Origin of the sequence: Giesbergeria anulus (genome assembly GCF_900111115.1) — a bacterium.
GTDB classification, from domain to species: Bacteria; Pseudomonadota; Gammaproteobacteria; order Burkholderiales; family Burkholderiaceae_C; genus Simplicispira; species Simplicispira anulus.
In genome coordinates this window covers 353,217-379,128 of the sequence record NZ_FOGD01000002.1, presented here as the reverse complement: position 1 = coordinate 379,128, position 25,912 = coordinate 353,217, and the positions used below count along the sequence as shown (strand labels likewise).

Below are 25,912 nucleotides of genomic sequence, written 5' to 3'. Positions count from 1 at the left end.
GATCCTTTGCCCGCTGCGTTCAGCGGCGTAGCGTTTGGCGCAAATTCAGACCTGCCAAGCGCAGCACGCCAAAATACAGCCCCACCGACGCGCACAGCAGCAAGGCCAATAGGCCCACTCGCTCCCCACTGTGGCTGCGCAGGGCAATCCAATCAAACCGCGCTTCTCCCCACAGTAAAAAGGCGGCCAGCAATATGCTGGCGGTGCCCACCTGCAAGGCGTAGCGGCCCCAGCCGGGCAGGGGGCGGTAGCTGCCTCGGCGCAATAGACCCAGCAGCAGCCACAGGGCATTGACCAACGCCCCCAGCCCAATCGACAGTGCTAGACCTGTATGGGCCAGCCAAGGCACCAAGGCCACATTGAGCAGTTGGGTGATGACCAGCACCACCACCGCGATCTTCACTGGGGTACGAATGTCTTGGCTGGCATAGTAGCCGGGGGCCAACACCTTGATGGCTACCAGCCCTAGCAGCCCCGCACCATAGCCGGTCAGGGCCAGTGCAATTTGTTGCACATCACTGTCTTGCAGCGCGCCATAGTGAAACAGCGTAGCCACCAGCGGGCGGGCAAACGCCAGTAATCCAATGGCACAGGGTACCGCCAGCAACAGCACAATGCGCAGCCCCCAATCGAGCATGGCCGAATAACGCTCGGCATCACCGGCTGCTTTGGCAGCGGCCAATTGTGGCGTGAGCACCACACCCAAGGCTACGCCCAACAGGGCGGTGGGAAACTCCATCAGCCGGTCGGCATAAAACAGCCAAGTCACGCTGCCCGGTGCCAAATAAGAGGCAATTTGGGTGTTAATCATCAGCGAAATCTGGGCCACCCCTACCCCCAGCAGAGCCGGTGCCATCAGGCGCAATATGCGGCGCACATCGGCATCTTGCCAAGCCGTGCGCAGGGCTGTCCATGTCAGGCCGATATGCGGCAGTAGACCCAAGCGGTGCAGCGCAGGCACCTGCACCGCCAGTTGCAGTACACCGCCTGCCATCACCCCACCTGCCATCGCGTAAATGGGTTCGATGCCGCGAGCGGCCAGCAGTGGTGCGCCCAGCCAAGCGGCCACGATCATGCACAGATTGAGCAGTACTGGCGTGGCTGCTGGCACGGCAAAGCGCTTCCAAGTGTTGAGCACCCCGGCAGACAGTGCCACCATCGACATACAGCCAATGTACGGAAACATCCAGCGCGTCATGTGGACTGCGGCATCAAAACCTTCGCCACTTTGGCGCAAGCCGCTGGCCAGCATCCAGACCAAAATGGGCGCTCCGGCCACACCCAAAATACAAGTCAGCACCAGTATCCACGCCAGTACGGTAGCCACATGGTGGATTAGCAGGCGGGTGGCCTCCTCACCATGCTGGGTTTTGGCCGCAGCCAGCACCGGCACAAAGGCTTGGCTAAAAGCCCCTTCGGCAAACAAGCGCCGAAACAAGTTGGGAATGCGAAAGGCCACATTAAAGGCATCGGTGAGCGCACTAGCGCCAAACATCGAGGCCATGATGAGGTCGCGTGCCAACCCCGTAACGCGCGAGGCCAGGGTGAGCAGGGAAACGGTGGAGGCGGATTTGAGCAGTGACACCGCGCCAGTGTATGCGCTGGCAGGGGGCAATGGGCTACAATCGTGGGCTTTGCTGGCATCATCCTCGAACACAAGGAATACACACAATGGCATCCGCTAAACCCAAGAAAAAGAACCCCCGTCTGGCATCTGGCCGCAAGCGCGTCCGCCAAGACACCAAACTGAACGCAGCCAACACCTCGCTGCGTTCCAAATACCGTACCGCTGTCAAGAACGTCGAAAAGGCTGTTCTGGCTGGCGACAAGACCAAGGCTGCCGAACTGTTTGCCAAGATGCAATCTGTGGTGGACAACGTGGCCGACAAGGGCATCTTCCACAAGAACAAGGCCGCTCGCGACAAGAGCCGTCTGTCTGCCAAGGTCAAGGCCCTGGCACTGGCCGCCTGAGCCTCTTCAGGCAAATCGCACGGATGGGCTAAGCCCGTCTGCCGTTTGCACTGGGTGCGCTGTCCGCAAAATGAAAAAACCGCCTTTGGGCGGTTTTTTTATGGGCGCTTGGCAGCAGCGGGGGGCGGGTCGGGTAGCAGGCAAGCCTCGGCCACCTGTAAATCGTTGTCGCGTGCAAAGTTCATGACAAAGTCCCAAGCCATAGGCTCGTGGTCGCGCAAGGCACGATTGACAATGACACATTTGACACCGTGGATCACGGTGGGCACGCACCAAGGAGAATAGCTGAGGTGGCTACCGGGCTGGGCACCGCCAGGGCGAAACTGGCCCATGACGCCTGCGAGGCGCTCGGCCCAATCGCTGGGACGAAAGGTTTTTCCGCTGTGGGTGATGCCCTGAATGAAAACCTCTTGGGTGGAAGGAGAAGCCATCTGGGTAAAGCAAGGGTAGTGGAACGGCCAGGGCAGGATCGCTGCGGGGGGGGGTGGCGTGGTGCGTGATTCTAACTCTTGTATAAGAGTGAAGCGTTTGCACCGCACCGTCCTGATGGGTCAGATTGCACGCAACAGCCGTGCCAGACATTTTGCGCCACTAGAATCAGCGTTCTTTGGGGCTGCAAAGGCTTGCGGCCCGTTGTCTGCCCTGTCTGGAGATTTCTGCATGACCGCTTTCATTGAGGCCACCTCGCCCCACGTGATGAACACCTATGGCCGTGTGCCCATTGCGCTCTCGCACGGCCAGGGCTGCCATGTTTGGGATGTGAATGAAAAATTGTATTTGGATGCACTGGCGGGTATTGCCGTCAATACTTTGGGGCACAACCACCCCAAACTGGTGTCTGCTTTGCAAGAACAGCTCACGCAGCTGATCCACACCTCCAACTACTATCATGTGCCACACCAAGAGACGCTGGCTGCCAAGCTGGTCGCATTGACTGGCATGAGCAATGTTTTCTTTTGCAACTCTGGACTAGAGGCCAATGAGGCAGCGCTCAAAATGGCGCGCAAATACGGCCACGACAAGGGCATTGAGCGCGCTGAGGTGGTGGTCTATGAGAAAGCCTTTCATGGCCGCTCCATTGCCACGCTGTCGGCCACCGGCAACCCCAAAATCCAAGCTGGGTTTGCGCCGCTGGTCGAAGGCTTTATCCGCGTGCCTAAGGATGACATTGAAGCACTGAAAAAGGCCACCGAAGGTAATCCGAACATCACGGCGGTATTTTTGGAAACCATTCAGGGCGAGGGCGGCCTGCACCCCATGCGCCTAGAGTACCTGCAACAGGTGCGCCAGCTTTGTGACGAGCGCGGCTGGCTGCTGATGATTGACGAAGTGCAAACCGGTGTGGGCCGCACTGGCAAGTGGTTTGCCCACCAGTGGGCCGGTATCGTGCCCGACGTGATGACGTTGGCCAAGGGTCTAGGCTCTGGTGTGCCTGTGGGTGCATTGGTGGCCGGCCCTAAGGCAGCCCATGTGTTGCAGCCGGGCAACCACGGCAGTACCTTTGGCGGCAATCCGCTGGCCATGCGCGCCTGTGTAGAGACCCTGAGCATCATTGAAGAAGAGGGCTTGCTAGACAACGCCGCCAAAGTGGGCGCTTACCTCAAAAATAGCCTGCAACAAGCGCTGGGCCATGTCGAGGGTGTCACTGACGTGCGCGGCATGGGCCTGATGATTGGTGTCGAGTTGGCTAAGCCCTGCGGTGCTTTGGTCGGGGTGGCAGCGGATTCGGGTCTGCTGATTAGCGTAACGGCTGACAGCGTGATCCGTTTGGTGCCACCACTGATCCTCACCGAGGCAGAAGCGGACTCGATCGTCGCCCTACTGACCCCGTTGGTCAAGGCTTTCTTGGCTGCCTGAAAGCGCGCAAATCTGATGAAACATTACCTGCAATTTAACGACTTGAGCGCCGACGAGTACGCTTACCTGTTTGAGCGTGCCGCCCTCATCAAACACAAGTTCAAAGCCTACGAAAAGCACCGCCCGCTGGTCGATCGCACGCTGGCAATGATTTTTGAAAAGGCCAGCACCCGCACCCGCGTCAGTTTTGAGGCCGGTATGTACCAGCTCGGTGGTAGTGTGGTGCATTTGACCACTGGCGACAGCCAGTTGGGTCGGGCCGAACCGATTGAGGATTCAGCGCGCGTGATTAGCCGCATGGTCGATTTGGTGATGATCCGCACGTTTGAGCAGACAAAAATCGAGCGATTTGCCGCACACTCGCGCGTGCCGGTTATCAATGGTCTGACCAATGAGTTTCATCCCTGCCAAATTTTGGCCGATATTTTCACCTTTATTGAGCACCGGGGCAGCATTGCTGGCAAAACCGTGGCTTGGGTGGGTGATGGCAACAACATGGCCAATACCTGGTTGCAGGCGGCGCAGTTGTTGGGCTTTAAAGTCCATGTGAGTACGCCGCGTGGTTACGAAGTGGATGAGCAATTGGCGATGGGAGCCAGTGGTGCCAGCGCGGGCAGTTACCAGTTTTTCAGCAACCCGCTCGATGCCTGCCGGGGCGCTGATTTGGTGACTACTGATGTCTGGACGAGCATGGGTTACGAGGCTGAGAATGAAGCGCGTAAGGCTGCTTTTGCCGACTGGTGCGTCAATGCCGAGATGATGGCGCTGGCCCAGCCCGATGCCCTGTTTATGCACTGCCTGCCTGCCCACCGGGGCGAAGAAGTGACAGCAGAGGTGATTGATGGCCCGCAATCGGTGGTCTGGGATGAGGCCGAAAACCGTATGCATGCGCAAAAGGCCCTGATGGAGTATCTGCTGCTGGGACGCCAAAGCGCATGAGCCATCCTTGCCTGAGTTGCGGGGCTTGCTGCGCTAGCTTTCGTGTCGATTTTTCGGTATACGAGCTGCAAGAGCGCGGTGGCAAGGTGCCTGATGGCTTGGCCGATACCATTACCGACACCCTCTGTCGGATGCGCGGCACGGATCATTTGCGGGTGCGTTGCGTTGCCTTGACGGGCAAGATTGGTGAAAAAGTGGCCTGCGGCATTTACGAGTGGCGTCCGTCACCTTGCCGCGAGTTTGCGGCGGGTGATCCTGCCTGTGACAAGGCCCGCCAGCGCCACGGCTTGCCCGCGCTGCAAGGGCCGGTGCTTTAACGCACGCCATGCGCCAGCTCTGGGATATTTCGGCCCCGGTGCATCCGGGTAGCCCGGTGTATCCGGGTGATGTGGCTTATACGCAGCGCTGGTGCGCTCGCCTGCCCGACGATGGCCCGGTCAATCTCAGCGCCATCACCCTGTCACCGCATGTCGGCACCCATGCTGATGCTCCTTTGCACTATGCCGTCGATGGCGCTGCCGTGGGCCTGCTGGCGCTGGAGCCTTTTATTGGGCCGTGCCGCGTCATCCATGTGATGGCCTGTGGCCCGTTCATTGAGTGGCAGCATTTGGCCCATGCGCTGGTTGATTTGCCTCCGCGTGTGTTGGTGCGCACCTACCATCAAGCCCCGACGCAGTGGGATGCGTGCTTAACAGCCTTTGCGCCAGACACGTTAGAGCGCTTGGCTGATGCCGGTGTGTTGTTGGTGGGCACCGATAGCGCCAGCGTGGACTTGGCAGACAGCGCTCTATTGCCCTGCCACCAAGTGCTGTGGCGGCGTGGCCTGCGTGTGCTAGAAAACTTGCTGCTCGATGCGGTGCCAGAGGGCGACTATGAGCTGATTGCCCTGCCCTTGCGCTTGACACAGGCCGATGCCTCGCCAGTGCGCGCTGTGTTGCGTAGCCTTGCCTGATACCAATAAAGATAACGGCCCTAAGCCCTTAGAAATGGTGTTGCATCGGGCCGCCGCTGTAGAGCCAAGGCACATCTAGCAGGCGCTCACCTAAGAGGCGCATTGACAGATCACGCCCCCAGCGCACCAGCCCAGTGGCATGAAAAATGCGCCCATTGCGCTGCGAGCGTGCCTGCACCCGTGCGTTGCGTTGCCAGCGGTTGAGCGCATAGCGGCGCAGACGCAAGGACACTTCGAGGTCGTGCATGGATAGCGCATTTTGTAGTTGCACTGCATCTTCAATAGCCATGCCTGCGCCTTGCGCCAAATAGGGGCGCATAGGGTGGGCGGCATCGCCCAGCAAGGCTATCAGCCCCTGTGCCATTTGGTCGGCATGGCGCACCGGGGGGCGGTCGGCCAAGGGCCAGAGCCGCCAGCCTTGGCCGGTGGCGGGCACAGCACGAATGATGTCTTGTAAGGCGGTGCAGGTTCCGGCCAAGGCTTGGGCCAAATCAGCCGCGTTGGCGGCATGGTTCCAGTGCTCCAGATCATCGGGGGCCGGGCCTTGCACAATGACCACCAGATTTTGCCATTCTCCCCGACGTACCGGGTATTGCACGACATGCAAACGTGGGCCTAGCCAAGCAGTGACTTGCTGGGTGCGCAGGCGTTTGGGCAAGGCAGCTTGGCGCGCTAGTGCTCGGTAGGCCAAATGGCCGGTGCTGCGCGGTGGGCCATCGGCCAGTAATTGGGTGCGGATACGGCTGCGTACGCCGTCGGCACCGATCAGTGCATCACCTTCAATATCTTTACCTTGGCTGGTGCGTACCAGTACTACGCTATCGGATTGGGTATAGCTGTCGATAGCGATGCCTTGATTGAGTTGTACCTCAGAGCAAGTGCGCACAGCATCTAGCAATAACTGGTGCAAATCAGCACGGTGAATGGTCGCGTAAGCGGCACCATAAGACTGTATGGTTTGCGTGCCTAGTGGCAGCGTGCCCAAAGTTTGGCCACTGAGTGCGCTGCGTACCTGTAAACGATCAGGAAATGCTGCTACGGCTTGCAAACCCTGTTGTAATCCCCAGGCTTGTAAACAACGCACGACATTCGGGCCCAGTTGCACACCGGCACCCACTTCAGTGAATGTCAAAGCGCGTTCGTATAAACGAACATCCCAGCCAGCACGCACAGCCCCCAGTGCAGATGCCATTCCGCCAATACCCCCACCGGCAATCAAGACTTGTTTTCTCATGCCAAATTGAGTCCACACGGGTGTGTGTTGTATGTGCTGGTAGGATTTTTATGCGGGCACTGGAGAAAAAACAGCCCTATCCGCTCAAGTGGACAGGGCTGGCAGGCTATTAAATGACGAATTGCTCGCGGTTTTGGCCTTGAATCCATTTCGGGGCCTTGCCACGGCCAGTCCAAGTTTGGCCAGTAGCTGGATCACGGTACTTAGGGGCTACTTTGGTGCCAGCATTGGCACCAGGCAGCGCACCACGGCCACGTGGAGCAGCAAAAACTTGCGCTTCGGTCAATTGGAATTCATTCACCAAAGCACGCACGGTTTGCAGTGCTGCACCCAACTCAGCACGACGGGCTTCTTGGATTTCGGCTTCAAGAATGTCGCGTTTCTTCAGGAGTTCTTTGTAATTGGACATGATGTTTGCAATAAGGGATTAAAAGGAAGCCATTATATTATCGTAAGTGTGCGCCTTGCACCATAAACCCATTCAAATACACAGGATCTCGATGGATATATGCCCGGTTCCTGCATCCACAAGGTGTATGTGTGTACAAACTGTAAAGAGGTGTGTGTACGGGTCAATTGCCCAACACAATACCTTCACGGCGCGGGTCTGCACCACCTTGCCATACTGGCTGGCCATTGGATTGACCACGGTGCAAAATATGCAAACCGCTGGTCATCGGCGTGGACTTGAATGGACTACCGTGGGTTTGCAGTTCTTGCAGCGTGCTGGTGTCAAAACGCCCGGTTTCTAGTAATAAAGGCCCGCCCAAGGTGCCAAAATTGGGCAGGTCAATCGCTTGCTGTGGTGACAAGCCCCACTGCAACATACCGTGCAGGGCCTTGGCGGTGTAATGGATGATAAGGGCACCACCAGGGCTACCGGCACTGGCCAGTACCTGACCGCTCTGGGCGTCAAGCACCAAGGTGGGGGCCATTGAAGAGCGCGGTCGTTTGCCCGGTTCGATGCGGTTGGCAATCGGCTGTCCGTTGATATCTGTGGGCGTAAAACTGAAATCGGTCAGTTGGTTATTAAGCAAAAACCCGCCCAAGCGCTGGTGGTTGGTACTGACCATCTGGCGGGCACCAAATTGGTCTTCAATAGAACTGGTCATGGCCAAAGTGTGGCCCTCAGCGTCGGCAATGCTGATGTGGCTGGTGCCATATTCTGCTTGTTCAGGCATTGGCGCGTAGCGGGCTGTGCTGGTGCTGGCTGGTTGTCCTGCGGGCGCAGTTTTCATGGGTTGTGGGCCAATCAGGCGGGCGCGTTCAGCCAAATAGCTGGGCTCCAGTAGGCTGGCCCAATGGCTAGCTGGTGCCGGGACAAAGTCTGGGTCTGCAACATACAGCGCCCGGTCGGCCCAAGCCAGTCTGGCTGCTTCGTGGTAGTGGTGTAACCACTGCGCTGAGGGAGCACCATTTTGCAATGGCATGGTGGCAGCGGCGGTGTGTTGCAGGATGCCTAAAATTTGCCCCACTGCGATGCCGCCCGCACTGGGTGGAGGAAAGCCACAGAGCCAATAACTGCGCGTTTGCGCTGTGTAGTTACTGCACAGGGCTTGGCGTTTGCGCGGCTGGTAGGCCGCTAAATCGGCCAGGCTGAGGGTGCCGGGGTTGTGGGCGTGGCTTTGCACCTTGGCCACAATGGCTTGGGCAATGGCCCCCTCGTGCAAGGCTTGTGCCCCGTGTTGGGCCACGGCCCGCAACACCACGGCCAGTTCAGGGTTGCGCAGCACATGCCCTACGGGCCAAGGCAGGCCCTGTGGATCATAAAAATAGGCTCGTGCTACCGGGTCTTGGGCTAAAAAACGATCTTGTCCCAGTAGTTGGTGCAAACGGGGGCCAATGGCAAAGCCCTGCTCGGCCAGTGCAATGGCTGGTTGTAGCAACGCTCCCCACGGTAAGCGACCATGCTCGCGGTGCGCTAGCTCTAGCATACGCACCATGCCGGGCACCCCCACTGCTCGGCCTCCCACTGCGGCATCATGAAACCCCAGTGGTTGACCATCTGGGCGTAAAAACCAGCGCTCATGCACACCGGCTGGAGCAGTTTCACGGCCATCGTATGCTTGTACCTGCACTCCATCGGCATAGAGCAAAAAGGCACCGCCGCCAATGCCACTCGATTGGGGTTCTACCAGTGACAGCACCATTTGTACCGCCACGGCAGCATCTATTGCCGTGCCTCCGGCTTGGAGCATTTGTTGGCCCGCCTGTACGGCCAAGGGATGGGCTGCTGCCACGGCAAAGCGCGGATAGGCCCAGCCGGGTTTGGGGGTATAGCCTGAGGCGGCTTCAGGCTGCAACGGGGCCGGGCCGCCGTCTGGGCTGCGTTGGGGCAAACCAGCACAAGCCAGCAGCCCCATGCTGCTAGCCACCGCCAGCGTGGTGAGGGTGCGCCGCCATACCATTTGCGCCCTTGGCAAAGTATGGCTTATGGACATAGCAAAGGAGGCGTGGCTTTGTTCAGGCTGCCATGACCCGGTTTTTGCCTGTGCGCTTGGCTAAATACATACCCTGATCGGCGCGGCGCAGGGCCTCAGTGCTGGTCTCGCCACTCTCGATTTCTGCCACTCCAGCACTGAAGGTAATCAATACTTTTTCTGGCCCTTGCAAGAAAAACCGGGTGCTCAACTCGCGTTGCAGGCGTTGCATAGCATCCATACCTTTCACTAGGGTGGTGTCTGGTAGCACAAGCACAAATTCCTCGCCACCGTAACGTGCCAGCATGTCTTGGGGGCGCATCACTTCACGCACCACGTCGGCCAGATGCACCAGTGCGGCATCCCCAGTCTCATGCCCAAGGGTGTCATTGATCTGTTTGAAGTTGTCTACATCAAGCAGGGCAAAGCACAGCGGAGTGCCTTGGCGACGGGCACGGGCCAACTCGCGCTCCATGACCTCATCGAGTCCTTTACGGTTGAGGGTGCCGGTGAGTGGGTCGTGGCGGGCTTGGGCGCTGACGCGATCGAGCTCTTGTTGCAGTCGGGCCATTTCGGCTTGCTTTTCTTCGGTGCGCTGGCGCAGATCGGACAGCTCGCCGTGGGCCACGCGGCTATCGAGTGCCAGTGACCGGGTGGCCGCCATCACTTCTTTGAGCACCGGGGTAATCTCGTGCAGTGCCGTGGCCTTCTCCAATTGTGCAGCACAACGTTCGATCTGTTCTTGGTATTGACCACTGCTTTGGCTAAAGGTGGCTAGCCGGTCAATAAACACCGCCAGTAGCTCCTTCATTTGCTCTTGGGCTTCTACCATGCGGCCCTTGGCCTCAGTTTGCTTAAAAATCACATCCTTGAGCCGCAGGCGCACATCATCTAAGCGGCGCAGTGACAGAGTTTGTGAGGTAGCGGCTATCAGCGCTTCGGCCTGACCCGTCAGCCATTGGTCATCGCTACTGAGGGCAGCAATGTTCTGAAAAATCATGTGCAGCAGCTCCAGCAGAGTGCTGCGGATGGCGGCTTGGTCTTCGGTGGCAAAAGAGAGCCGGTAGCTAAAGTTGGCCAACATGAGCTGTGCCGTGCTGGCCGGGGGCTGGGGCTGGCGCAAAAATTGAATCAACTGCTCGCCCAGCATGTGTACGCGTGCGTCCTCAGAGTCTAGTGCTGGAAGTGTGTATTCGACCATGCGAGCGATTTGTTCTGCCAGCTCGTTGGGCAGTACCACGGCCAGTGCGGTGGTGGTGCCTGGTGGCGGTGGCGGCTCGGCGTTGCTGGCTTCAAGGGGGTGCAAGCCCAGCTTGGCATAGGCTACCAGCACATTTTGCAGTCCGACCCAATCGTGCAGGGCTACGGCAGACTCAAACTGCTCTAGCAGGCGTTTTTGCGCTGGGGTCTGCCCCGGAATAACGCGCAGGATATAGCGCAGTGGCCCTTCAGGAAAGGGCACTGGCGAGCGCACTTCTGCAATCTCGTCATACAGTGCTTGATAATTGGCAGGTGTAGGCGACAGGCGGCGCACCGCCAATTGTTTGAGGGTTTCGCGCGCTATATCCGAAGGGGGGCGTTGCGCCATAGCAGGGCACCGGTACAAAGAAAAGTGGGGCAGCAGGGCCAGCGAGTGTGGCAGACAAACTGCCCATTTGCAAAGCACTGTTGCTGCAAGCCGTTACCCTACCACACGGGCCGCCTACAATTGGTGTCACTCTGCCCCAGCTTATCCGCCATGAAAATTCTTATTTCTAACGACGACGGCTACCAAGCCCCTGGCATTGTGGCGCTCCATGCGGCCTTGTCTGCTGTGGCCGATGTCGAGGTGGTGGCCCCAGAACACAACAACAGTGCCAAATCCAATGCCCTGACGCTGCATTCGCCCTTGTACGTACACACAGCGGCCAATGGGTTTCGCTATGTCAATGGTACCCCTGCTGATTGTGTGCATATTGCTCTGACGGGCTTGCTCGGCTACCGGCCCGATTTGGTGGTATCGGGCATCAACAATGGGGCCAACATGGGCGATGACACCATTTATTCTGGCACTGTGGGCGCAGCCATGGAGGGCTATTTGTTTGGCATTCCCTCCATTGCGTTCTCGCAGGTAGACAAAGGTTGGGGCGAGTTAGAAGCAGCGGCCCAACAGGCCCGCCAGATCGTGTTGCAGTTGCAAGCGCAGCAGCGCATCGGTTTGGAGCCTTGGTTGCTCAATGTCAACATTCCCAATTTGCCTTTGCAGGCGCTGCGCCCGGCGCAGTGGTGTCGCTTGGGCAGACGCCATGCAGCAGAGCGCGTCATTACCCAGCAAAGCCCGCGTGGCGAGACCATGTACTGGATTGGTGGTGCCGGTGCTGCCAAAGACAACGGCGAAGGCACTGATTTTTATGCCACAGCACAAGGTCATGTCTCCCTGACGCCATTGCGCGTGGACTTGACCGATTACGAGCACTTAGGTGCTTGGCAAGCGGTTGCAATGGCACCCGTGGCGGCCACGCCAGACAAGGGGGACTGATGCAGCAGCCACGTCGGCCTGGGTTTCCTGCCCGTATTGCGCAGCTCTCGGGTAACACACCGGCAGCGGTGCCTGCACCAGCACCGCGCAAGCCAGGGGCGGCCCTGCCGCTCTTGGCCACCCCGGTGGGGGTGGGCAGGGATTCGGCAGCAGTGCGCGCCCGCATGGTACAAAGGCTGGCCGCTGCCGGCATTAGTTCTGTGCCAGTGTTGCAAGCCATGGGTGCGGTAGAGCGTCACCGTTTTGTTGATAGCGGACTGGTCAACCAAGCCTACGAAGACACCAGCCTGCCCATCGGGTTGGGCCAGACCATCTCTAAACCCAGCATTGTCGCGCGTATGGCCGAGCTGCTGTTGGGGGCCGAAATCGCCAAATCTGCCGGTGGTCTAGGGCGGATACTAGAGATAGGCACCGGCTGCGGTTACCAAGCCGCTGTGCTCAGTCGCCTAGCCCGTGAGGTGTATTCTATGGAGCGCTTGCGCGGCCTGCACGAGCGCGCCCGCGTCAATTTGCGCCCCATGCAGCTCATGAATGTGCATCTGATGTTGGGCGACGGTATGCTGGGCTACCCCAAGGGGGCCCCCTATGCAGGCATTATTGCTGCTGCTGGTGGTGACGTCCTGCCCGCTAGCTGGTGCGAACAACTGGCCGTAGGCGGACGCTTGGTAGCGCCCACCGTAGTCTCTGGTGGCAAGCAGGTGCTACTGGTAGTGGACAAAACCCCCCAAGGGCTAAAAAAAAGCATTCTGGAGTCGGTGCATTTTGTCCCTCTAAAATCAGGCATTGCCTAAAGGGATTGATTTATGTTGGTATCGCGTGGCCTGAAGGTCTGGGGTTCTGTGGCGCTGGCGGGGGTGGTGCTCTCTGGCTGTGGCACTCGGCTCACCAAGGCACCCGTCGAAGACCGGGGAACCTCCGCCGGAGTAGCTATCACTCAGCCGGGCACTGTGCTCGTTGCGGACAAGCCCTTGCCCGGTGCAGAAAACGCCGGTAAACCCGGTTACTACACCGTCAAACCCAGTGACACCCTGATCCGCATCGGCCTAGAAAGCGGCCAAAGCTGGAAAGACCTGGCCCGCTGGAACAACCTCGATAACCCCAACCTGATTGAGGTCGGGCAGGTGTTGCGCGTCGTTCCCCCTGACAGTCCGGCGGTGGTTACCACGCGCCCCGTCGTCACCACTGTGATTGCACCGGGGGCCAGCAACAGCAAAGCGCCTGCGGCCACCCCAGCACCCGTGGTCAGCAAGCCAGCGCCCGCCGCATCCGGTGGCGATGATGATGTCGGCTTTATCTGGCCCGCCAGTGGCTCTTTGCTGGCCGGTTTTGACGAGGCGCGCAACAAAGGCTATGACATCAGCGGCAAAGCTGGTGATCCGGTCATGGCTGCTGCCGATGGCCGGGTGGTGTACGCGGGTGCTGGTTTGCGTGGTTATGGCAACCTCATCATCCTTAAACACAACAACACCTTTTTAACCGCCTACGCCCACAACCAAACCCTGCTGGTCAAAGAAGACCAGTCGGTGCGCAAGGGCCAAAAAATTGCCGAAATGGGCAGCACCGATGCCGACCGCGTTAAGCTGCACTTTGAAATCCGGCGTCAGGGCAAGCCGGTTGATCCATCGCGTTACCTGCCCAACCGTTGAGCAGTGGTCTACCCGTTTCATGAAGCCGACACTGCCTTCATCCCCGGTGCCTGAAGTGCCGGGGTTGCCCGACGCCTCTTCCGAGTTTGATTTTGACACCGATGTCGCGCCAGAAGCAGAACTGCGCACCCTGAGCATGGGGCTGGCCCAGCATGGCCAGCGCCTAGACCGTGCCTTGGCCGACACGGTGCCAGAGTTCTCGCGCAGCTATCTGCAACAACTGCTAGAGCAGGGCGCTGTGCGGCTCAATGGTGCAGTGGCTAGCAAGGCAGCTCAGCGCATCAAGGTGGGCGATCAAGTCTTGCTAGAGATGCGGGCTACGCTGCAAAGCCAAGCCTTCAAGCCTGAGCCGATGGCTCTAGAGGTGGTCTATGAAGATGCAGACCTATTGGTGCTGCACAAACCCGCCGGGCTGGTGGTGCATCCCGCCCCTGGCAACTGGACGGGCACCCTGCTCAATGGCTTGTTGGCCCGTGATGCCCAGGCTAGCCTGATGCCGCGCGCAGGCATCGTTCACCGGCTGGACAAAGACACCAGTGGCCTGATGGTGGTGGCACGCAACCGCCGCACCATGGATGCCTTGGTGCAAATGATTGCTGCCCGTGAGGTGCGCCGCCAATATTTGGCGCTGGCGCACCGGCCTTGGCAAGGTGCGGCCCAGCGCAGCGTGAACGCCCCCATAGGCCGCGATCCGCGCAACCGCCTGCGTATGGCGGTGGTTGATTTGGCCCTCCATGCCGGGAAAACGGCCAAAACCGATGTGCAATTGCTGGCCAAGGCGGATGCCGGCTGTTTGGTGCAATGCACTTTGCATACTGGGCGCACACACCAAATTCGCGTGCACATGGCGCATATCGGCCACCCCTTGCTGGCTGATGCCTTGTATGGCGGCAGCGAAGGTGCTGGAATGCAGCGCCAAGCCCTGCATGCTTTTCGCTTGGCCTTCACCCATCCCGGCACGGGCCAAGCGCTCGATTTGCGTGCGCCACTGCCTGTCGATATGCAGCAAGCCCTCTCTTTGTGGGGGCTGGGCTACAATCCCGATTTACCCAAGCCATGAATACGGCGGACGCCAAACGGATTCTCGAAGCTGTGCTGTTGTGCAGCAGCCAACCCATGCAATTGCGTGAGTTGCGGGCCTTGTTTGACGGCGCTTTGGGGGCTGACACCCTCAAATCGCTGCTGCTACAGTTGCAACAAGACTGGCAACAGCGCGGCCTAGAGTTGGTACAGGTGGCTTCGGGCTGGCGTTTTCAGAGCAGGCCGCAGATGCGCGAGTTTCTTGATCGGTTGCAACCCGAAAAGCCCAGCCGCTATTCGCGTGCTGCGCTAGAAACTTTGGCTATCATTGCTTATCGCCAGCCGGTCACGCGCGGCGATATTGAAGATATCCGGGGTGTTGCCGTCAATAGCCTCATCATCAAGCAATTGGAAGACCGTGGCTGGGTAGAAGCCATTGGCTACCGCGAATCCGCAGGCCGCCCGGCCTTGCTGGCTACTACCCGCCAGTTTCTTGATGATCTGGGGCTACAGTCCCTGAGTCAGCTACCGGCACTAGAAAGCCCCTCGGAGCCGTCTGGTGCCTTGCAAGTTTTGCAAACCCTAGCGTCGGTGGTGCCAGACGATGGTTTGCCCACGATGACGCCTATATCGCCGCAAGTCCACTAGCCATCAGGCACCGGGCATAAAGGCGCTATTCTTTTTTTGTCTATCTCCGGCAATGCTTTGGCCTTGCGCAAAATATCCATGAACCCAGAAACTCCTTTCGGCGGTGATGCCGCACAACCGGGCCAGCCCCGTAAGCCAGCTCGAGGCGCTGCCCAGCGCCCCGCAGGCAAAGCGCGTCCAGCGCGCAATGGTGCTACCGCGCAGCGCCGCCCTGGCACAGCCCCCAAAAAGGCAACTCCGGCACCGCTCCCTTTGGCCGCAGAAGCCGAGGGCTACCAATTTGCCGACGTGGTTTCGGGCCAGTTTGATGCCGATGAGACCAGCGCCGAGGTGGTGCTGCCCACCAAACGGGTTTTGCTGCCCCAAGTAGAAACGCCCAAACTGCACAAAGTGTTGGCCCAAGCCGGTATGGGCTCGCGGCTAGAGATGGAGCAGCTCATTTTGGAAGGGCGCATCTCGGTCAACAACGAGCCTGCCCATATCGGGCAACGGGTGCAGTATGGCGATATCGTCAAGCTCAATGGCAAGCCGATCCGCTACCGTATCGACCCACCGCCACCGCGCGTGATTGCCTACCACAAGCCCGTGGGCGAAGTCGTGACCCAAGACGACCCGCAAAACCGCCCCACGGTGTTTCGCAAGTTGCCGCGCCTCATGCAGGGCAAATGGCAATCGGTGGGCCGCCTCGACTTGAATACCGAGGGCTTGCTGCTGTTTACCAGCTCTGGTGAGTTGGCCAACCAACTCATGCACCCGCGTTTTGGCTTAGAGCGCGAATATGCCGTGCGCGTGCTCGGAGCCTTGAGCAAAGAAGAAAAGCAGCGCCTGCTCGACGGTGTGCAACTCGATGATGGCATGGCCTCGTTTGGCTCGATTGAAGACGGTGGCGGCGAAGGCTCCAACTGCTGGTATCGCGTCACCATCTCTGAAGGCCGCAACCGCGAAGTGCGCCGCATGCTAGAGGCCGTGGGCCATGCCGTCAGCCGCCTGATTCGTATCCGCTATGGTGCGATGGTGCTGCCACGCGGTCTCAAGCGCGGCGCTTGGCTAGAGCTGGATGAGCGCGACATCAACGCCCTGCTGCAAGCTACCGGCCTGAAAAAACTAGAACAAAAAACAGAGCCTCATGCACCAGCCCAGCGCAGCTTTATGGGACGTCGCCTGCCTGCGGCCAATCCTGACAAGCCTAGCCCCGCGCGCCAGCCTGCCAACGCCCAGCCCGACCCGATGAAAACCTCGGTCGGCTACATTGGTACCGATAGCCTCTCACGCCACCGCCAAGAGCAGCGCCGCACCAGCCGTGGCACGGGCACACGGGGCCGCCGCTAAGCCCAGCGGCCAACACAGCCGGTTAGAATCAAAAGCTTTGTTTCTGCTTTGGCAGAGACAAATTCTTAAATCCACTCTTATTTCATCAGGAAATCCTATGGCCATCGAGCGCACCCTCTCCATCATCAAGCCCGACGCAGTTGCTAAGAACGTCATCGGCCAAATCTACGCCCGTTTTGAAGCCGCTGGCCTCAAAGTGGTCGCTGCCCGTATGGCCCACCTGTCGCGCCTCGAAGCTGAACAGTTCTACGCTGTGCACAAAGAGCGTCCTTTCTTCAAGGATCTGGTCGATTTCATGATCTCCGGCCCCGTGATGATCCAAGCTCTGGAAGGAGAAAACGCCATCCTGAAAAACCGTGAACTGATGGGCGCTACCGACCCCAAGAAGGCTGAAGCTGGCACCATCCGCGCCGACTTTGCTGACAGCATCGATGCCAACGCCGTGCACGGCTCTGACGCCCCCGAAACCGCCGCCGTCGAAATCGCTTTCTTCTTCGCTGGCCTGAACGTTTTCTCGCGCTGAAATGGCGTACCCCATACCGGGCTTGGCATTCAGCGCCGTACGGATTTATGACCAGCCCGTGTGTGGGGGCAAGCACGAAAGCGTTTTTGCAAAGACATGAACACCAATCTACTGGATTTTGATCTTGAAGGCCTGACCGCTTTTTGTGAGCAGTTGGGCGAAAAGCGTTTTCGGGCCACCCAATTGTTCCGCTGGATTCACCAGCGTGGTGCCAGCAGTTTTGACCAGATGACTGATCTGGCCAAATCGCTGCGCCAAAAGCTGGCCACCTGCGCGCACATCAGCGCCCTGCCTGTGGTCAGTGAGCACCAATCTGCCGATGGCACCGTCAAATGGCTGTTTGATGTGGGTGCAGGCAACGCCGTTGAGACCGTGTTTATCCCCGAAGACGACCGGGGCACCCTGTGCGTTTCTTCACAGGCGGGCTGCGCTGTGGGCTGCCGTTTTTGCTCCACCGGACACCAAGGTTTTAGCCGTAACCTGAGCACCGCCGAAATTTTGGCCCAGCTCTGGTTTGCCGAGCACACCTTGCGCCAGCGTTTGGGCGTGTCAGAGCGGGTGATTTCCAACGTCGTGATGATGGGCATGGGCGAGCCGCTACAAAATTATGGCGCTCTGCTACCGGCCTTGCGCGCCATGCTCGATGACCACGGTTATGGTCTCTCGCGCCGCCGTCTGACGGTGTCTACCTCCGGCATCGTGCCCATGATAGACCGGCTGGCCGTAGATTGCCCCGTGGCACTGGCCGTCTCTTTGCACGCCCCCAACGATGCTTTGCGCGACAACCTCGTGCCGCTCAACCGCAAATACCCGCTCGATGAATTGATGCAGGCTTGTGTGCGCTATCTGGCCCACGCCCCGCGCGATTTCATCACTTTTGAATACTGCATGCTCGATGGCGTCAATGACCAGCCAGAGCACGCCCAGCAATTGATCGATCTGGTGCGCTCTTATGCCCACGGTCGGGCTTGGTGCAAATTCAACCTCATTCCGTTTAATCCCTTTCCAGCGTCGGGCTTGCAGCGCTCGGCACAGCCGCAGGTATTGGCCTTTGGTAAGTTGCTCAATGATGCGGGCATCATCACCACGGTGCGCAAAACACGCGGCGATGATATTGATGCCGCCTGCGGCCAATTGGCCGGTGAGGTGCAAGACCGCACCCGCGCCACTGAGCGCATGGCCCAGCGGCGCACCATCCCACTGATTCCAGTAGCCCCCGGGCCGGAGAAGCCTTGATATGCCCCTAGGTCTGACGACAAAAGGCCGCTATTGGGCAGGTGTCGGGATGTTGCTGTGCTGTCTCGGTGGCCTGTCGGGCTGTGCCACCGGCACATTGGGCAACGGCAGTGATCCGATCTCGTCGGCACAAGAGACTGATGTGCGTCGCCGCGCCCGCATCCGGTTAGAGTTGGCCGCCAATTATTTTGAATCTGGTCAGACTTCGGTGGCCTTGGACGAGGCCAAGCAGGCGCTGGCCACTGATTCGTCCTATGCCGATGCCTACAACCTACTCGGCCTGATTCACATGCGGCTCAATGACTATGCCCAAGCTGATGCCAGCTTTCAGCGTGCGTTAGATTTGCGTCCCGCCGACTCTGGTGTGCTGCACAACCGTGGTTGGTTGCTCTGCGTGCAACAAAGGTATCCACAGGCCAATGAGATTTTTTTGCAGGTGCTTACCAATCCTGCTTACATGGCCCGCAGCAAAACCCTGATGGCGCAAGGTCTGTGCCATGCCCGTGCTGGTGATGACGTTGCCGCCGAGCAGGCACTGATGCGCTCCTACGAGCTTGATGCCGGCAATCCGGTGGTCGCTTACCACTTGTCCAGCCTGTTGTTTAAGCGCAAGGAGCTGGTGCGCGCCCAGTTTTATATCCGTCGCTTGAACAACAGCGATCTGTCCAATGCAGAAACATTGTGGCTGGGCGTTAAGGTCGAGCGCGCTTTGGGCAACATGGTGGCCATGAAGCAACTGGCCGATCAGTTGCGTAAGCGTTTCCCTGACTCCGCCGAGCAGGCCCTATACGATAAAGGTCGCTTTGATGAGTGAATTGCCTAACTCTTCGGCTGTGGTGCCGGACGCCCCAGCGGCATCTTTTGTTTCTCCAGGCGCGTTGTTGCGCCAAGCACGTCAGGCACAGGGTTTGCATGTTGAAGTCCTGGCCGCTTCGCTCAAAGTGTCGGTACCCAAGCTCCAAGCCTTGGAGGCAGACAACTTTGCGCAGTTTCCTGATGCCAATTTTGTTCGTGCCTTTGCAGGCAGTGTTTGCCGAGCGCTCAAAATTGATCCGGCACCCATCCTTGCGGCCATGCCTCCCGGATTGCAGCCACGTTTGGCAGCCCACAGTGAAGGTATCAATACCCGGTTACGGGACGAGCGCAGCCGCTCGCTGTTGACCTTGCTGGGTGGAAAATGGGTTACTTTAGCCATCGTCGCCTTGTTGTTGGGGGCTTTGGTGGTGCTTTTTCTGCCGCAAAAGCTGGCGTCAGAACCTGAAGAAGAAGCTGCTGTGCCGGTGCCCGCTGCGGTGCCAGAAGAAAATAAGGCCGAAGCAGCAGTGGCTCCCCTGCCGCCCCCAGTGAGTAGCCCCACACCTGCCACCGTGCCGCTTACGCCCCCGTCAGCTTCTGTGCCCGTGCTGGGTAATGCGCCACTTCCGGCGGTATTGCCGCCAGTACCCTTAGAAACCAAACCACAGCAGCCGTCAGCCGCAGTGTTGCCAGCGCCAGCACCCAGTGCATCGTTGGTAGCCAAGCCTCCCCAAGGTTTGTTGGTACTCAGTGCCAAAGCCTCTTCGTGGATTCAGGTGCGCGATGCCAAGGGAACGACCGTGTTGCAACGTACCTTGGGTGCAGGCGAGAGCGTCACGGTGTCCCACGAGCCACCCCTGTCGGTGCGCGTGGGCCGTGCCGACGTCACTGATGTCTATATTCGGGGTGAGCGTTTTGAACTCGCTGCTATCACCCGCGAAAACACAGCCCGATTTGAGGTGAAGTAATGCAAGACTTCCAACCAAGTACAGATGCTATTCCTGTTGCTGCGCCCAAGGCACGCAGCAGCCACCAAGCCAAGGTAGTTTGGGGCACACGCGAAGTGCGTATCGGTGGCGATGCGCCGGTGTGCATCCAGTCCATGACCAACACTGATACCGTCGATGCCATTGGCACGGCTATCCAAATCAAAGAGCTGGCCCAAGCCGGTTCCGAGCTGGTGCGCATCACGGTCAATACCCCCGAAGCTGCCGCCGCCGTGCCTTACGTGCGCGAACAGCTTGACCGCATGGGCATTGACGTACCGTTGATTGGTGATTTCCACTACAACGGCCACACTCTGCTCACCGACTACCCTGCCTGTGCGCAGGCCCTGTCCAAATACCGCATCAACCCCGGCAATGTGGGCAAGGGCGAAAAGCGTGACCGCCAGTTTGGTCAAATGATCGAGGCCGCCATGCGCTGGCAAAAGCCGGTGCGCATTGGCGTCAATTGGGGTAGCTTAGACCAAGAGTTGCTGGCCCGGCTGATGGACGAGAACGCCCAGCGTGCCGTACCCAGTGATGCCAAGCAGATCATGTACGAGGCACTCATTACCTCGGCCATCCAATCGGCACAATCGGCTGAGGCAATGGGCATGCCTGGTGAGCAAATCATCCTGTCGTGCAAGGTCAGCGGCGTGCAAGATTTGATCTCGGTGTACCGCGAGTTGGCCCGCCGTTGCAACTATGCGCTGCATTTGGGTCTGACCGAGGCCGGTATGGGCACCAAGGGCACGGTAGCCTCTGCGGCGGCGCTGTCAGTATTGCTGCAAGAGGGCATTGGCGACACCATTCGTGTCTCTTTAACGCCGCAGCCTGGCGAGTCGCGTACCCAAGAGGTGGTCATTGCGTCTGAGATTTTGCAGGCCTTGGGCCTGCGCATGTTTAACCCCAGTGTTACCGCTTGCCCCGGCTGTGGTCGTACCACCAGCACCACGTTTCAAGAGTTGGCTAAACAAATTGACGACTACCTGCGCCAGCAGATGCCCACGTGGCGCTCGCAATACCGTGGGGTCGAAACCCTGAAGGTGGCGGTGATGGGTTGCATCGTCAATGGCCCCGGTGAGAGCAAACATGCCGATATCGGCATCAGCTTGCCCGGCACGGGTGAGGCCCCTGCTGCCCCGGTGTTTATTGATGGCGAAAAAGTCACTACCCTGCGCGGCGGGCAGATCATTGCCGAGTTTCAGCAAATTGTGGACAACTATGTAGCCCAGCGGTTTGGTGCCTGAAGCGGTGGCAGATTCTGGTTTTTATGGATGAGAGATGCGTGTGAGTACCGAAAACAATAAGACTGTGACCAAAGCTGGAAAAATCAAAGCCATCAAGGGCATGAATGACATCCTGCCACCCCATTCTGCACAATGGGAATGGTTAGAAGACAAGGTGCGCCAATTGATGGCGCGCTTTGCCTACCAAAACATTCGCACCCCTATCCTAGAGAACACCGGCCTGTTCATTCGGGGCTTGGGTGAGGTGACCGATATCGTCGAAAAAGAGATGTACTCTTTTGAAGACCGTCTCAATGGCGAGCAGCTCACCCTGCGCCCCGAAAGCACCGCTGGCGTGGTGCGCGCCGTGGTCGAGCACACCATGCTGTACGAAGGCGGCAAGCGCCTGTACTACATGGGGCCGATGTTTCGCCACGAGCGCCCCCAGCGTGGGCGCTATCGCCAGTTCCACCAGATTGGCGCAGAGGCTCTGGGTTTTCCGGGGGCCGAGGTTGATGCCGAACTGATTTTGCTCGCTGATGCGCTCTGGAAAGAACTGGGCCTGACCAACGTCCGGCTAGAACTCAACAGCTTAGGCCAGCCCGAAGAGCGCAAGGCCCACCGTGCTGCACTCATCACCTATTTTGAGGCCCACGCCGATCAGCTTGATGAAGATGCCAGTCGGCGTTTGCACAGCAACCCCTTGCGGATTTTGGATACCAAAAATCCGGCCATGAAAGACTTGGTAGAGGCCGCGCCGCGCCTGCTTGATTTTCTGGGCGAGGCTTCATTGGCGCATTTGCACACCGTGCAGTCGATTTTGGATGCCGCTGGCGTTGCTTGGCAAATCAACCCGCGTTTGGTGCGGGGCATGGACTACTACAACCTGACGGTGTTTGAATTCATCACCGAGCAGCTTGGCTCCCAAGGCACCATTTGCGGGGGCGGGCGCTATGATGGCCTGATTGAGCAAATTGGCGGCAAGCCCGCACCGGCAGTCGGTTGGGCTTTGGGGGTAGAGCGGGTGCTAGAACTGCTCAAAGAGCAAGGTGCTGCCCCGTCGCCGGTGGCCCCCGATGTCTATGCTATCTTGCCCAGCGCCAGTGTGTTGCCAGCGGCTTTTAGGGTGCTACAACCATTGCGCGCCCAAGGAACTTCGGTGCAAATGCACACTCCCACCCAAGCGGGTGAGGGCATGGGCAGCATGAAATCACAATTTAAAAAGGCCGATGCCAGTGGTGCCCGCTATGCGCTGATTTTTGGTGAGGATGAAGTCTCTCGTGGTTGCGTCACCGTCAAGTCCCTGCGCGATGGCCAAGGCCAGCAGCAAGAATACGCCATGGCCCAAGTGAGCGAGTGGGCGGCCATCCTAAAATCGACCCCCTAAATTCGGATTCACCTCATGGCAAACCACCTCGATCTTGAAGAACAAGAGCAAATAGACCAGCTCAAGCATTTTTGGAATACTTGGGGCAATCTGATCAGCTCGGTGTTGCTGCTCGTTTTTGGATCGATAGCCATCTGGAATGGCTATCAATTTTGGCAAAACCGCCAGTCTATGCAAGCTGCAGCTTTGCAGGAAGAATTGAACGCAGCCATCCGGGCCAAAGATGATGCCAAGTTAGAGCAGGCGTTCAAAGATATCCGTGACAAATATGCCAGCACCCAGCAATCGGTGCAAGCCGGTCTGCTGGCTTCTAAGGCTTGGCAAGACAACAAGAACGCCGCCAAGTCTGAGGAGGCCCTGCTGTGGGTGGTGCAAAGTGGTGCCGATGAGGGCCAAAAAGCCATTGCACGTTTGCGTTTGGCGGGCCTGCTGCTAGAAAAAGGGGCCTATGACGATGCGCTCAAGCAGTTGTCTGCGCCAGTGCCACCAGAATTTGAGGCCATTGTGGCTGATCGCCAAGGCGACATTCGCATACTGCAACAAAAACCCGCTGAAGCGCTGGAGCAGTATCGCAAAGCCCATGACAAACTGGGAGCCTATCCTGAGTTCAAGCGTCTGGTTGCATTCAAGCTCAACGCTTTAGGATTTAACCCCGACAGCACGGCAGTGGCTTCGTCGGATAAAGGAGGCCCAGGGTGAAAAATAGCATCTATCTACGTGGTTTTGGCCGCCCGTCGCGTCTGTTAGCCGCGATGGCTGCGGCGTTGCTGGTCAGTGCTTGCTCCTCTTGGAGTTCTAGCCCTGAAAACAAACCGCAAGAAGTGGTGCTCAATGCACCACTCTTGGGGGTGCAACAGGCTTGGACAGCCAGAGTCGGTACTGCCTTTAAACCGCCACTGTCGATGCAGGCCAAGGGCCAAGTCCTCACGCTGGCGTCCAGCGATGGTGAAGTAACCGCTCTTGATGCCAGCACAGGCCGTCCGTTGTGGCACCGTGCATTGCAAGAGCCACTGGCCGCCGGTGTCGGTGCCGATGGTGATGTGGCTGCGGTGGTGTCGGCCCACAATGAACTGATTGTGCTGGTAGCCGGGCAAGAAAAATGGCGTCAGCGCCTCAATGCACCAGTGTTTACGCCGCCGTTGGTGGCGGGCGGGCGGGTGTTTGTGCTCACCGCAGACCGTAACCTGCTGGCACTGGACGCCGGTTCGGGCCACCAACTTTGGGTGCAAACGCCAGCCAACTCTAGTGAGAATCTGGTACTGCGCCAAGCAGGCGTGCTCACTGCCATCAACAACACCCTGCTGGTAGGCATTTATGGGCGTTTGGCCGGTGTTCAGCCCGATACCGGCACGGTGTTGTGGGAGTCGCCATTGTCGATTCCCCGTGGCACCAATGAAATCGAACGCTTGGTCGATGTGGTCGGGCCAGTCAGTAAAAGCAATGGCGTGGTGTGCGCCAGGGCTTTTCAGTCGGCGGTCGGTTGCCTCAATGCCAGCAACGGTAAAATCCTTTGGACGCAAAAATCCCAAGGAATGCAAGGCGTCAATGGCGATGCGCAGTCGCTTTACGGCGTTGAAAGCAATGGTATCGTCACCGCTTGGAACCGTAGCAACGGTTCACCGCAATGGTCTTCCGAGCAACTCAAGTATCGCAAGCTGTCCGCGCCGTTGGTGTTGGGCCGCTCCGTAGTGGTAGGCGATAGTGCCGGAAACCTCTATTTCCTCTCCAAAACCGACGGCAGCCTGCTCAACCGTTTGACCACCGATGACTCCGGCATCTCGGCGCAGCCCGTAGTGGCCGGAAACACCTTGGTGGTCACGACGCTGGCAGGAAAAATCTACGGCTTCCGTCCCGAATAAAAAATAAGTTTTTAATGAAACCAGTCATTGCCCTGGTAGGGCGTCCCAATGTGGGCAAATCTACCCTTTTCAACCGCCTGACAAAGTCCCGCGATGCCATCGTGGCCGACTTTGCTGGCCTGACGCGCGACCGTCACTACGGCACTGGAAAGCAAGGCAAACACGAATATATCGTCATTGATACCGGGGGCTTTGAGCCTGATGCCTCTTCGGGCATTTACCGTGAAATGGCCCGCCAAACCCAGCAGGCCGTGGCCGAAGCCGATGTGGTGGTCTTTGTGGTGGACGCCCGTGCGGGCCTGTCTGGCCAAGACCACGACATCGCCCAATACCTGCGCCGCTTGGGCAAGCAATGCCTGCTGGTGGCTAACAAGGCCGAAGGCATGCTCGAAGGCGTGCAGTTGTCCGAGTTTTACGAGCTGGGGTTGGGTGAGGTCTATCCTGTCTCTGCTGCCCACGGCCAAGGCATTCGCGGTTTGGTTGAGCTGGCGCTAGAGCGCTTGCACCTAGAAGAGCCTGATGGCGAGGCCGAAGCCGAGCCAGAGCCAACCATCAAGTTGGCGGTGGCAGGTCGCCCCAATGCGGGTAAATCCACCCTCATCAATGCTTGGCTGGGTGAAGAGCGCTTGGTGGCGTTTGACATGCCCGGCACCACCCGCGATGCCATTTCGGTGCCCTTTGAGCGCGACGGGCAAAAGTTTGAACTGATTGACACAGCGGGCCTGCGCCGCAAAGGCCGAGTGTTTGAAGCCATCGAGAAGTTCTCGGTGGTTAAAACTTTGCAGGCCATTGATTCGGCCAACGTGGTGCTGTTGCTGCTCGATGCTACCCAAGGCGTGACCGATCAAGATGCCCATATTGCAGGCTACATTTTAGAAAGTGGCCGTGCTGTGGTGCTGGCCGTGAACAAATGGGATGCCTTGGATGCCTACCAACGTCAGTTGGTAGAGCGCGCCATTGAGTCCAAACTGGGCTTTCTCAATTTTGCGGCGCTGCACTTTATCTCGGCCATCAAGCGCCAAGGTTTGGGCCCGCTGTGGCCCGCTATCTTGCAAGCGCACAAGGCGGCTACCTGCAAAATGCCAACCCCAGTGCTGACGCGCCTATTGCTAGAGGCGGTACAGTTCCAAAGCCCCAAGCGTGCAGGCATGTTCCGGCCCAAGTTGCGCTATGCCCACCAAGGGGGCATGAACCCGCCAGTCATCATTGTGCATGGCAACTCTCTAGAGCATGTCACCGAGGCTTACAAGCGGTTCCTAGAGGGGCGTTTCCGTAAAGAATTTAACTTGGTGGGTACCCCACTGCGCATAGAGATGAAAACTTCTAAAAATCCCTATGCCAACACCGATTCTTGATCTTGCTGGTT

General features: G+C 58.6%; 26 protein-coding genes. 20 read left to right on the top strand and 6 right to left on the bottom strand.

Translation table 11 applies throughout. The features are described from left to right. Positions 1–19: 19 nt before the first annotated feature. On the bottom strand, positions 20–1,585 hold the full coding sequence (murJ, locus tag BMX55_RS05635) for a murein biosynthesis integral membrane protein MurJ (protein ID WP_091454890.1): 1,566 nt from the start codon (positions 1,583–1,585) through the stop codon (positions 20–22). An 86-nt stretch (positions 1,586–1,671) separates the two neighbouring features. Here murJ and rpsT point away from each other — a divergent pair, with 86 nt between their 5' ends. Beyond that, positions 1,672–1,971, top strand: coding sequence for a 30S ribosomal protein S20 (gene rpsT / locus BMX55_RS05630; RefSeq protein ID WP_091454156.1), 300 nt, complete (start codon positions 1,672–1,674; stop codon positions 1,969–1,971). 98 nt (positions 1,972–2,069) lie between these two features. On the opposite strand, the gene BMX55_RS05625 is transcribed toward rpsT, so the two are convergent. After that, positions 2,070–2,402: a DUF3579 domain-containing protein gene (locus BMX55_RS05625; protein ID WP_091454153.1), complete on the bottom strand. Its 333-nt coding sequence runs from the start codon at positions 2,400–2,402 to the stop codon at positions 2,070–2,072. Positions 2,403–2,631: 229 nt separating this feature from the next. On the opposite strand from BMX55_RS05625, the gene BMX55_RS05620 reads away from it, so the two are divergent. The 4 genes from BMX55_RS05620 to kynB are packed head-to-tail and all read left to right on the top strand — an operon-like array spanning position 2,632 to position 5,719. Further along, on the top strand, positions 2,632–3,828 hold the full coding sequence (locus BMX55_RS05620; RefSeq protein WP_091454887.1) for an aspartate aminotransferase family protein: 1,197 nt from the start codon (positions 2,632–2,634) through the stop codon (positions 3,826–3,828). A gap of 15 nt (positions 3,829–3,843) precedes the next feature. Continuing rightward, positions 3,844–4,767, top strand: coding sequence for an ornithine carbamoyltransferase (argF, locus tag BMX55_RS05615; RefSeq protein WP_091454150.1), 924 nt, complete (start codon positions 3,844–3,846; stop codon positions 4,765–4,767). Next, entirely contained in the window at positions 4,764–5,084 is a 321-nt protein-coding gene (locus BMX55_RS05610; protein ID WP_091454147.1) for a YkgJ family cysteine cluster protein, read from the top strand. Before argF ends, BMX55_RS05610 begins: the two co-directional genes overlap by 4 nt. Before the next feature lie 8 nt (positions 5,085–5,092). After that, on the top strand, positions 5,093–5,719 hold the full coding sequence (kynB, locus tag BMX55_RS05605) for an arylformamidase (protein ID WP_091454143.1): 627 nt from the start codon (positions 5,093–5,095) through the stop codon (positions 5,717–5,719). A gap of 28 nt (positions 5,720–5,747) precedes the next feature. Here kynB and BMX55_RS05600 read toward each other — a convergent pair whose 3' ends face one another. The 4 genes from BMX55_RS05600 to BMX55_RS05585 all read right to left on the bottom strand — a co-directional run bounded on the left by BMX55_RS05600 (position 5,748) and on the right by BMX55_RS05585 (position 10,961). Continuing rightward, entirely contained in the window at positions 5,748–6,953 is a 1,206-nt protein-coding gene (locus BMX55_RS05600) for an FAD-dependent monooxygenase (protein ID WP_091454140.1), read from the bottom strand. A gap of 109 nt (positions 6,954–7,062) precedes the next feature. Beyond that, positions 7,063–7,362, bottom strand: a complete 300-nt coding sequence (locus BMX55_RS05595) for an H-NS histone family protein (RefSeq protein WP_091454136.1) — start codon at positions 7,360–7,362, stop codon at positions 7,063–7,065. Between the two features lie 163 nt (positions 7,363–7,525). Beyond that, a complete protein-coding gene (locus BMX55_RS05590) occupies positions 7,526–9,394 on the bottom strand; it encodes a gamma-glutamyltransferase family protein (RefSeq protein WP_245751294.1) in 1,869 nt (622 codons plus the stop codon). Between the two features lie 22 nt (positions 9,395–9,416). Then, positions 9,417–10,961 carry a GGDEF domain-containing protein gene (locus BMX55_RS05585; protein WP_091454130.1) on the bottom strand — a complete coding sequence of 515 codons (1,545 nt, stop codon included), beginning with the start codon at positions 10,959–10,961 and terminating at the stop codon, positions 9,417–9,419. 150 nt (positions 10,962–11,111) lie between these two features. Between BMX55_RS05585 and surE the strand changes: the two genes are divergently transcribed. The 15 genes from surE (at position 11,112) to der (ending at position 25,901) form a co-directional block, all read left to right on the top strand. Continuing rightward, entirely contained in the window at positions 11,112–11,891 is a 780-nt protein-coding gene (gene surE / locus BMX55_RS05580; protein WP_091454128.1) for a 5'/3'-nucleotidase SurE, read from the top strand. Then, positions 11,891–12,682, top strand: coding sequence for a protein-L-isoaspartate(D-aspartate) O-methyltransferase (locus BMX55_RS05575; RefSeq protein ID WP_091454127.1), 792 nt, complete (start codon positions 11,891–11,893; stop codon positions 12,680–12,682). The genes surE and BMX55_RS05575 overlap by 1 nt, the downstream gene beginning before the upstream one ends. A gap of 12 nt (positions 12,683–12,694) precedes the next feature. Continuing rightward, a complete protein-coding gene (locus BMX55_RS05570) occupies positions 12,695–13,537 on the top strand; it encodes a peptidoglycan DD-metalloendopeptidase family protein (RefSeq protein ID WP_091454126.1) in 843 nt (280 codons plus the stop codon). Between the two features lie 19 nt (positions 13,538–13,556). Next, complete coding sequence (locus BMX55_RS05565) at positions 13,557–14,597, top strand: RluA family pseudouridine synthase (RefSeq protein WP_245751292.1); 1,041 nt, start codon at positions 13,557–13,559, stop codon at positions 14,595–14,597. Further along, a complete protein-coding gene (gene scpB, locus BMX55_RS05560; RefSeq protein WP_091454124.1) occupies positions 14,594–15,205 on the top strand; it encodes an SMC-Scp complex subunit ScpB in 612 nt (203 codons plus the stop codon). The genes BMX55_RS05565 and scpB overlap by 4 nt, the downstream gene beginning before the upstream one ends. A gap of 78 nt (positions 15,206–15,283) precedes the next feature. Then, positions 15,284–16,534, top strand: coding sequence for a pseudouridine synthase (locus BMX55_RS05555; protein ID WP_091454882.1), 1,251 nt, complete (start codon positions 15,284–15,286; stop codon positions 16,532–16,534). A 97-nt stretch (positions 16,535–16,631) separates the two neighbouring features. Beyond that, positions 16,632–17,057: a nucleoside-diphosphate kinase gene (gene ndk, locus BMX55_RS05550; RefSeq protein ID WP_091454122.1), complete on the top strand. Its 426-nt coding sequence runs from the start codon at positions 16,632–16,634 to the stop codon at positions 17,055–17,057. A gap of 96 nt (positions 17,058–17,153) precedes the next feature. Next, on the top strand, positions 17,154–18,293 hold the full coding sequence (rlmN, locus tag BMX55_RS05545) for a dual-specificity RNA methyltransferase RlmN (protein WP_091454120.1): 1,140 nt from the start codon (positions 17,154–17,156) through the stop codon (positions 18,291–18,293). A gap of 1 nt (position 18,294) precedes the next feature. Then, complete coding sequence (gene pilW / locus BMX55_RS05540) at positions 18,295–19,107, top strand: type IV pilus biogenesis/stability protein PilW (RefSeq protein WP_091454118.1); 813 nt, start codon at positions 18,295–18,297, stop codon at positions 19,105–19,107. Next, positions 19,100–20,056 carry a helix-turn-helix domain-containing protein gene (locus tag BMX55_RS05535; RefSeq protein WP_091454116.1) on the top strand — a complete coding sequence of 319 codons (957 nt, stop codon included), beginning with the start codon at positions 19,100–19,102 and terminating at the stop codon, positions 20,054–20,056. Before pilW ends, BMX55_RS05535 begins: the two co-directional genes overlap by 8 nt. Further along, the gene (gene ispG, locus BMX55_RS05530; RefSeq protein ID WP_091454115.1) at positions 20,056–21,321 is read left to right on the top strand and encodes a flavodoxin-dependent (E)-4-hydroxy-3-methylbut-2-enyl-diphosphate synthase; all 1,266 of its coding nucleotides are present in this window, start codon (positions 20,056–20,058) and stop codon (positions 21,319–21,321) included. The genes BMX55_RS05535 and ispG overlap by 1 nt, the downstream gene beginning before the upstream one ends. A gap of 34 nt (positions 21,322–21,355) precedes the next feature. Continuing rightward, the gene (gene hisS, locus BMX55_RS05525; protein WP_091454113.1) at positions 21,356–22,687 is read left to right on the top strand and encodes a histidine--tRNA ligase; all 1,332 of its coding nucleotides are present in this window, start codon (positions 21,356–21,358) and stop codon (positions 22,685–22,687) included. Positions 22,688–22,702: 15 nt separating this feature from the next. Further along, positions 22,703–23,386: a YfgM family protein gene (locus tag BMX55_RS05520; RefSeq protein WP_091454111.1), complete on the top strand. Its 684-nt coding sequence runs from the start codon at positions 22,703–22,705 to the stop codon at positions 23,384–23,386. Then, positions 23,383–24,546, top strand: a complete 1,164-nt coding sequence (gene bamB / locus BMX55_RS05515; protein WP_281242821.1) for an outer membrane protein assembly factor BamB — start codon at positions 23,383–23,385, stop codon at positions 24,544–24,546. Before BMX55_RS05520 ends, bamB begins: the two co-directional genes overlap by 4 nt. Positions 24,547–24,560: 14 nt before the next feature. Next, complete coding sequence (gene der, locus BMX55_RS05510; RefSeq protein ID WP_091454110.1) at positions 24,561–25,901, top strand: ribosome biogenesis GTPase Der; 1,341 nt, start codon at positions 24,561–24,563, stop codon at positions 25,899–25,901. The last annotated feature ends 11 nt before the right edge of the window (positions 25,902–25,912 follow it).

Bases quoted from the DNA above. Each gene is read 5' to 3' on its own strand.
- BMX55_RS05555 (WP_091454882.1), top strand. From the start codon at position 15,284: ATGAACCCAGAAACTCCTTTCGGCGGTGATGCCGCACAACCGGGCCAG.
- ispG (WP_091454115.1), top strand. From the start codon at position 20,056: ATGCAAGACTTCCAACCAAGTACAGATGCTATTCCTGTTGCTGCGCCC.
- BMX55_RS05585 (WP_091454130.1), bottom strand. From the start codon at position 10,961: ATGGCGCAACGCCCCCCTTCGGATATAGCGCGCGAAACCCTCAAACAA.
- BMX55_RS05570 (WP_091454126.1), top strand. From the start codon at position 12,695: ATGTTGGTATCGCGTGGCCTGAAGGTCTGGGGTTCTGTGGCGCTGGCG.
- BMX55_RS05520 (WP_091454111.1), top strand. From the start codon at position 22,703: ATGGCAAACCACCTCGATCTTGAAGAACAAGAGCAAATAGACCAGCTC.
- BMX55_RS05575 (WP_091454127.1), top strand. From the start codon at position 11,891: ATGCAGCAGCCACGTCGGCCTGGGTTTCCTGCCCGTATTGCGCAGCTC.
- rlmN (WP_091454120.1), top strand. From the start codon at position 17,154: ATGAACACCAATCTACTGGATTTTGATCTTGAAGGCCTGACCGCTTTT.
- BMX55_RS05600 (WP_091454140.1), bottom strand. From the start codon at position 6,953: ATGAGAAAACAAGTCTTGATTGCCGGTGGGGGTATTGGCGGAATGGCA.
- BMX55_RS05535 (WP_091454116.1), top strand. From the start codon at position 19,100: ATGAGTGAATTGCCTAACTCTTCGGCTGTGGTGCCGGACGCCCCAGCG.
- scpB (WP_091454124.1), top strand. From the start codon at position 14,594: ATGAATACGGCGGACGCCAAACGGATTCTCGAAGCTGTGCTGTTGTGC.
- BMX55_RS05625 (WP_091454153.1), bottom strand. From the start codon at position 2,402: ATGGCTTCTCCTTCCACCCAAGAGGTTTTCATTCAGGGCATCACCCAC.
- ndk (WP_091454122.1), top strand. From the start codon at position 16,632: ATGGCCATCGAGCGCACCCTCTCCATCATCAAGCCCGACGCAGTTGCT.
- rpsT (WP_091454156.1), top strand. From the start codon at position 1,672: ATGGCATCCGCTAAACCCAAGAAAAAGAACCCCCGTCTGGCATCTGGC.
- pilW (WP_091454118.1), top strand. From the start codon at position 18,295: ATGCCCCTAGGTCTGACGACAAAAGGCCGCTATTGGGCAGGTGTCGGG.
- BMX55_RS05610 (WP_091454147.1), top strand. From the start codon at position 4,764: ATGAGCCATCCTTGCCTGAGTTGCGGGGCTTGCTGCGCTAGCTTTCGT.
- der (WP_091454110.1), top strand. From the start codon at position 24,561: ATGAAACCAGTCATTGCCCTGGTAGGGCGTCCCAATGTGGGCAAATCT.
- BMX55_RS05590 (WP_245751294.1), bottom strand. From the start codon at position 9,394: ATGTCCATAAGCCATACTTTGCCAAGGGCGCAAATGGTATGGCGGCGC.
- BMX55_RS05565 (WP_245751292.1), top strand. From the start codon at position 13,557: ATGAAGCCGACACTGCCTTCATCCCCGGTGCCTGAAGTGCCGGGGTTG.
- kynB (WP_091454143.1), top strand. From the start codon at position 5,093: ATGCGCCAGCTCTGGGATATTTCGGCCCCGGTGCATCCGGGTAGCCCG.
- surE (WP_091454128.1), top strand. From the start codon at position 11,112: ATGAAAATTCTTATTTCTAACGACGACGGCTACCAAGCCCCTGGCATT.
- argF (WP_091454150.1), top strand. From the start codon at position 3,844: ATGAAACATTACCTGCAATTTAACGACTTGAGCGCCGACGAGTACGCT.
- BMX55_RS05620 (WP_091454887.1), top strand. From the start codon at position 2,632: ATGACCGCTTTCATTGAGGCCACCTCGCCCCACGTGATGAACACCTAT.
- hisS (WP_091454113.1), top strand. From the start codon at position 21,356: ATGCGTGTGAGTACCGAAAACAATAAGACTGTGACCAAAGCTGGAAAA.
- BMX55_RS05595 (WP_091454136.1), bottom strand. From the start codon at position 7,362: ATGTCCAATTACAAAGAACTCCTGAAGAAACGCGACATTCTTGAAGCC.